Annotated in this window: 1 tRNA gene; it reads left to right on the forward strand. The window is 38.3% G+C overall.

The annotated features are described in order from the left end of the window. Window positions 1-54 precede the first annotated feature (54 nt). Window positions 55-130 (forward strand) — tRNA-Glu (locus AB4263_RS10295). Window positions 131-256 lie beyond the last annotated feature (126 nt).

Raw genomic sequence — 256 nt, forward strand, 5'->3', positions numbered from 1 at the left:
TCACGATAAGTGTCCACACAGATTGATATGTTTAAACAGTTAAGAGTAACCTATGTCCCGTTCGTCTAGAGGCCTAGGACACCGCCCTTTCACGGCGGTAACAGGGGTTCGACTCCCCTACGGGATACCATCTTTAAGCACATTTATTTAAGTGTTTTTAAAAATGGTTCATTTTATTGAATCAAGCTCTTTAACAATTTGGAAAGCTGACTGATTGACTTACTTACGAGTAATTCAATCAAATTTAAAAGTTCTC

The organism is Vibrio sp. 10N.261.55.C5, from assembly GCF_041470505.1.
Taxonomy (GTDB): domain Bacteria; phylum Pseudomonadota; class Gammaproteobacteria; order Enterobacterales; family Vibrionaceae; genus Vibrio; species Vibrio crassostreae_C.